The organism is Achromobacter sp. (assembly GCF_057314935.1).
The window spans coordinates 1-5,580 of record NZ_DBHKZA010000087.1; the positions used below are offsets into that span (position 1 = coordinate 1).

5 protein-coding genes are annotated in these 5,580 nt (G+C 65.2%); 3 read left to right on the plus strand and 2 right to left on the minus strand.

Annotated features, from left to right (window positions below):
• Together ACO6D5_RS24930 and ACO6D5_RS24935 are read right to left on the minus strand one after the other, a co-directional pair.
• Positions 1-1,013: catalase (locus ACO6D5_RS24930; RefSeq protein WP_485826854.1), on the minus strand; the 1,013-nt coding region annotated here is incomplete at its 3' end.
• Positions 1,014-1,023: 10 nt separating this feature from the next.
• Positions 1,024-1,638 (minus strand): hypothetical protein, encoded by a 615-nt coding sequence (locus ACO6D5_RS24935; RefSeq protein WP_315529390.1) that lies wholly within the window; start codon positions 1,636-1,638, stop codon positions 1,024-1,026.
• 262 nt (positions 1,639-1,900) lie between these two features.
• On the opposite strand from ACO6D5_RS24935, the gene ACO6D5_RS24940 reads away from it, so the two are divergent.
• The 3 genes from ACO6D5_RS24940 to ACO6D5_RS24950 all read left to right on the plus strand — a co-directional run.
• Complete coding sequence (locus ACO6D5_RS24940) at positions 1,901-3,511, plus strand: PepSY-associated TM helix domain-containing protein (protein WP_485826855.1); 1,611 nt, start codon at positions 1,901-1,903, stop codon at positions 3,509-3,511.
• Positions 3,508-3,858, plus strand: coding sequence for a DUF3325 domain-containing protein (locus ACO6D5_RS24945; protein WP_006223268.1), 351 nt, complete (start codon positions 3,508-3,510; stop codon positions 3,856-3,858). The genes ACO6D5_RS24940 and ACO6D5_RS24945 overlap by 4 nt, the downstream gene beginning before the upstream one ends.
• 145 nt (positions 3,859-4,003) lie before the next feature.
• On the plus strand, positions 4,004-5,580 hold a 1,577-nt coding region (locus ACO6D5_RS24950; RefSeq protein WP_485826856.1), incomplete at its 3' end, for a ribonucleoside triphosphate reductase.

Here is a 5,580-nt window from a genome sequence, read left to right on the forward strand (position 1 = left end):
TTCACCAGCCGCGATTCGCCCTCGGCGTTGACGAAGCGGAACGTGTGGACGCCAAAGCCCTGCATCATGCGGTAGCTGCGCGGGATGCCGCGGTCGGACATCACCCACATCAGCATATGCGTGGATTCCGGCATCAGCGAGACGAAATCCCAGAACGTGTCGTGGGCGGATGCGGCTTGCGGCATGCCGTGATGGGGTTCGGCCTTCACCGCGTGCACCAGATCCGGGAACTTCATCGCGTCCTGGATGAAGAAGACCGGAATATTGTTGCCCACCAGGTCCCAATTGCCTTCATCGGTGTAGAACTTCACGGCGAAGCCGCGCACGTCGCGTGCCGTGTCCTTGGAACCCCGCTCGCCCGCCACGGTCGAAAAGCGGACGAACACCGGCGTGCGCTTGCCCTTTTCGGCGAACAGCGACGCGGCCGTCAGGTCGGTCAGCGCCTCGTAGCACTCGAAGTAGCCGTGCGCGGCCGAACCGCGCGCATGCACGATGCGCTCGGGGATGCGCTCATGGTCGAAATGCGTGATCTTCTCGCGCAGGATGAAATCCTTCAGCAAGGCCGGGCCGCGCAAGCCCGCCTTGAGCGAATGCTGGTTGTCTGCGACGCGCACGCCCTGATTCGTCGTCATCATCTGGTCGCCGGCATCCGAGCGCACACGCGCCAGCCCGCCGTCCACGGCATTCACACCCGGCGCGGCCGCATCGACGGTCTTGTCCGAGACTTCGCTTTCCGACAAGGTGCTGGCGCCGACGGACGGATCAGCAAGGGGTACGTGCGCACCGGTAACCGGACAGCGCGCCGCCTCGGCGCCATACTCGGCGGCCTTGTCGGCGTTGTGGGGGATGGCCGCCGCCGTGGCGCCCACCGCAGCGGCGCGCTTCAAGGCCGGATGGCCGGGCTTGCCGGCAGGGCCGGCAGCGGGGCCGCTATCGGTATTCATATAAGCGGTGTCGAGCGCACCGCCGCCCTTTCCTGCCGGGGGCTTGCCTGCGGGTTTCTTGCTTGCCATGGTCGGTCTCCTAGTGTTTCAGCATCTTGTCGCGCGCCTGTTCGGCACGGGATGCGCCGATCGCGGACTCCACCTGCTTGACCTCTTCGGGCGGGGGCAGCACGGCCGGAAAGCCCAGGGACTCGATCCACAGTTCACGCGACCAGCCTTGCGTGTGATACAGGTGGTGGTCTTCATCGGTCGCCACGGCGTCATAGGCCTGCTTCAGGATCTTGGCCTCGCGGCCGGTGTGCTGGTCGGCAATCACGCCGATCAACGACCAGTTCGCGTGGTCCTTCGTTTCGGCCAGCACCACGCATTCGGTGGCCACCAGCTGCGCCGCGTCCGGGTCCCCGGCGCTGACCGCCATCTTCATGGCCTTGACCAGCGATTCGCCCAGATGCCGGACGACCCCGCGGCCCGGCGTCTGGGTTTCGGGATCGAGTCCCAGTTGTTCAAACACGGTCAAAAGGACGCGGTGGTGGGTGCGCGTCTCTTCCAGGTATTCCTTCCACTCTTTCTTGAGGTCTTCGTTCAAGGCACAGGACACCGCGGTCTCGTAGACGGACAGGCCGCCTATCTCGGTCTCCAGCGCCTGGTAGAGCAGTTCGTGGATCTGCTGGGCGTTTCCGGCTTTGTGTTTCATCAGGGGGCTCCTTTCAGTGGCACCTGCGGCCCGACCGGCCAAGGCGGACAGTCAAGCGGATGAGGCGCCCCTTCAGCAATCGCCATGCCTGGTCCGGCCGTGCGTGCGGCGGGATACGGAAAGGCCGGAATGCCTGGCGTCGCAACTCCGGCCCCAATTCGCTTAGAATTGGAACCATTCTCAATAAAATCAAAATCCGTCCGGCTCGCGGCGGCAACAACAAATAAAGAGGCCCGTTCTGAAATCCGGTTTCCGCCTATCCATGGCCTGGTTGCATACCTGGGTCGGCCTGTGGTTTTCCTGGCTGCTGTTCACAGTGTTCCTGACCGGGTCGCTGGCTGTGTTCTCCGAACCCATCACCCATTGGATGACGCCCGAGCATCACGCGGCCGAGGCCCTGGCTGCGCAGCAGGAAAGCGCGCCCGTGGACCGCGCCCGCCGCCTGGAGCTGGCGATCGACTACATGTCGCGCAAGCACGCAGGCGCCGAGATGTGGGAGATCTGGCCTGTCAACCGCTCGCACGAAAACGCCCTGTCCGTGTACTGGTTCGACCAGAACGGCCAGTACGCCGATGCGGAACTGGACCCGGCGACCGGCGCCGAAATGGATGACCATCACGACGAGGAAGGCCGCGCCACGATGGGCGGCACGCACTTCGTGAACTTCCACTACACGCTGCACGAAAGCCATTACGGCTTGTGGATCGTGGCGTTCGCCACCATGGCGATGCTGGTCGCGCTGATTTCCGGCGTCGTCACCCACAAGCGCATCTTCAAGGACTTCTTCACGTTCCGCGCGAAAAAGGGGCAGCGTTCATGGCTGGACGCGCACAACGCCGTTGCGGTGCTGACCCTGCCCTTCCAGTTCATGATCGCGTACACCGGCATCGTGATCTCCAGCGCCGAGCTGATGCCTGCCCCGGTCGCTGCCCATTACGGCACCGGGATGGAAGGCACCCGCCTGTACCTGGCCGAGATGCAGGGCGAGGTCAAACCGCTGCGCACCGGCACGCCGCTTGCCAGCCCTAAGCTGGAACCCATCGTGGCGCAGGCCGAAGCGCTGATCGGCCAGACCGCGCGCGCCATCGTCATCAACAACCCGGAAGACAGTTCCATGCGGATCGCGGTCTACGGTTGGAACGAAGACCGCGACACCTTCCACAACATCAGCGCCACCACCGGCATGGCCGAATTCTCGGGCGCCACCGGCGAACTGCTGCGCACGCGGCCCGCGGGCGGCGTCAACGGCGGCACGCCGGCGCTGGTGCGCCAGGTGATGAGCGACCTGCACATGGCGCGCTTCGGAGGCCTGGCCATCCAGTGGCTGTACTTCATCTGCGGGCTGGCGGGCGCCGCCATGATGGGCACGGGCGCCGTGCTGTTCATGGTGAAGCGGCGTGCCAAGCTGGGCAATGAATTTGGCGGCGCCACGGCCCGCATGTACCGGCTGTTCGAAGGCCTGAACGTGGCCGCCCTGGCCGGCCTGGCCGTGGCGTGCGTCGGCTATTTCTGGGCCAACCGCCTGTTGCCCGTGGCGCTGGAGAACCGGGTGCTATGGGAACTGCGCTGCTTCTTCGGCATATGGGCGATGATGCTGGCGCTGGCCTGGCTGTGCAGCCCGCGCCGCGCGTGGATTTCGCAGCTGGGCTTGCTGGCGGCGCTGTGCCTGCTGCTGCCTCTGATGTCGTTCGCGACGCTGGGCGATCATGTGTTCGCGCAGATCGGCCGCGGCGATTGGGAAAGCGCCGGTGTTGAACTGACGGCCGTCGCCTTTGGCGTACTATCCGCCTGGGCGGCCATCCGTTTGTGGAAGAAGCCCCTGTCCGCGCCCGCCCAGCGCAAACCCCGCGCGAACCAAGAGGCTGCGGCATGAACATGAACGACGTCTTCGCCATTGTGATGGCTTTGCTGCTGACCTACTCCGGCATGGCTTGCCTGAGCCTGGCCATGCCGCGCCACTACGATCAGGTCTGGGGCCGCGATCCGTCGGCCGGCCATACGCGCGTGCTGCGCGGCGCCGGCGTGCTGCTGCTGGCGTTGGCGCTGCTGCCTTGCGTGGGCCTGTGGGGCAATACGGTGGGCGTGGTCGCCTGGCTGGGCTGGCTGTCCGCAGGCGCGCTGCTGTGGGTCGGCATGCTGTCCTGGGCGCCGCGTCCGGCCGCCAGCACCGCCGCCCTGGCGGTGGCCATTTCCCTGGCGGGCATCGGCATCGGTTTCTGACGCCCCTCGGGCATTGCGTTTTCCGCGGACCGCTTCCGCGCGTTTGACCCGCATCAAACCAGGCTGACATCGCGCGCAGGCCACGCGTCGATAGCACCATATGTGGTGGTAGAGTTTTCATACCCCACTACATATGGTGTCAACAATGTCTATCCAGCACATCCTCAAGCGCGACGGCCGCGTCGCCGCCTTTGATCGCGACAAGATCGCGCACGCCATGGCGGCGGCAGGCGCGAGCACCGGGGAGTTGGACCTGGAAGGCGCACAAGCCCTGACCGATATCGTCATCGGCGCCCTGGCGGACCAACCCTGCCCCGGCGTCGAAACCATCCAGAACCGGGTCGAAGAAGCGCTCGTCCAAGCGGGCCATTGGCGCACCGCCCGCGCCTACATCGTGCACCGCGAACAACACGCCCGGCTGCGTTCGCTGCGCCACACCCTGGTGGATGTGGAAAGCGCCATGGAGGAATACCTGGACCAGCGCGACTGGCGCGTCAACGCCAACGCCAACCAGGGCTACAGCCTGGGCGGCCTGATCCTGAACGTGGCGGGCAAGGTCACCGCCAATTACTGGCTGTCCAACGTTTTCACCCCCGAAGCGGGCCAGGCGCACCGCGACGGCGACATCCACATCCACGACCTGGACATGCTCAGCGGCTATTGCGCCGGTTGGTCGCTGCGCCAGTTGCTGACCGAAGGCTTCAACGGCATTCCCGGCAAGGTGGAATCCACCCCGCCCAAGCACATGTCGGCCGCCATCGGCCAGATCGTCAACTTCCTGGGCACGCTGCAGAACGAATGGGCCGGCGCGCAAGCGTTCAGTTCCTTCGACACCTACATGGCGCCCTTCATCCGCCGCGACGCGATGACGTACGCCGAGGTGAAGCAATCCATGCAGGAACTGATTTTCAACCTGAACGTGCCCAGCCGCTGGGGCACACAGACGCCGTTCACCAACCTGACGTTCGACTGGACCTGCCCGGCCGACCTGAAAGAACAGGTGCCGTACGTGGGCGGACAGGAAATGCCTTTTTGCTATGGCGACCTGCAGGCCGAAATGGACATGATCAACCGCGCCTACATTGAAGTGATGATGGCCGGCGACGCCAAGGGGCGCGTGTTCACCTTCCCCATTCCCACCTACAACATCACGCCCGACTTCGACTGGAACCATCCCAACACCGACCGCCTGTTCGAAATGACAGCGCGCTACGGCCTGCCCTATTTCCAGAACTTCCTGAATTCAGACCTGGAACCCCATATGGTGCGGTCCATGTGCTGCCGCCTGCAGCTGGACCTGCGCGAACTGCTCAAGCGCGGCAACGGCCTGTTCGGGTCGGCCGAGCAGACGGGGTCGGTAGGCGTGGTCACCGTCAACTGCGCCCGCCTGGGCTACACCTACCAAGGCGACGAGGCCAAGCTGATGGCGCGCCTGGATACGCTCCTGGGCCTGGGCCGCGACGTGCTGGAAACCAAGCGCAAGGTGGTGCAGCGCTACATCGACCAGGGCCTCTACCCCTACACCCGGCGCTACCTGGGCACCTTGCGCAACCACTTCAGCACGCTGGGGGTGAACGGCATCAACGAGATGATCCGCAACTTCACGCACGGCGCCGACGACGTCACCACCGCCGCGGGCCATGCGCTGGCCGTGCGCCTCCTGGATCGCGTGCGCGACCGCATGACCGAATTCCAGGAGCAGACCGGCCACCTCTACAACCT

Bases quoted from the DNA above. Each gene is read 5' to 3' on its own strand.
- ACO6D5_RS24935 (WP_315529390.1), bottom strand. From the start codon at position 1,638: ATGAAACACAAAGCCGGAAACGCCCAGCAGATCCACGAACTGCTCTAC.
- ACO6D5_RS24940 (WP_485826855.1), top strand. From the start codon at position 1,901: ATGGCCTGGTTGCATACCTGGGTCGGCCTGTGGTTTTCCTGGCTGCTG.
- ACO6D5_RS24945 (WP_006223268.1), top strand. From the start codon at position 3,508: ATGAACATGAACGACGTCTTCGCCATTGTGATGGCTTTGCTGCTGACC.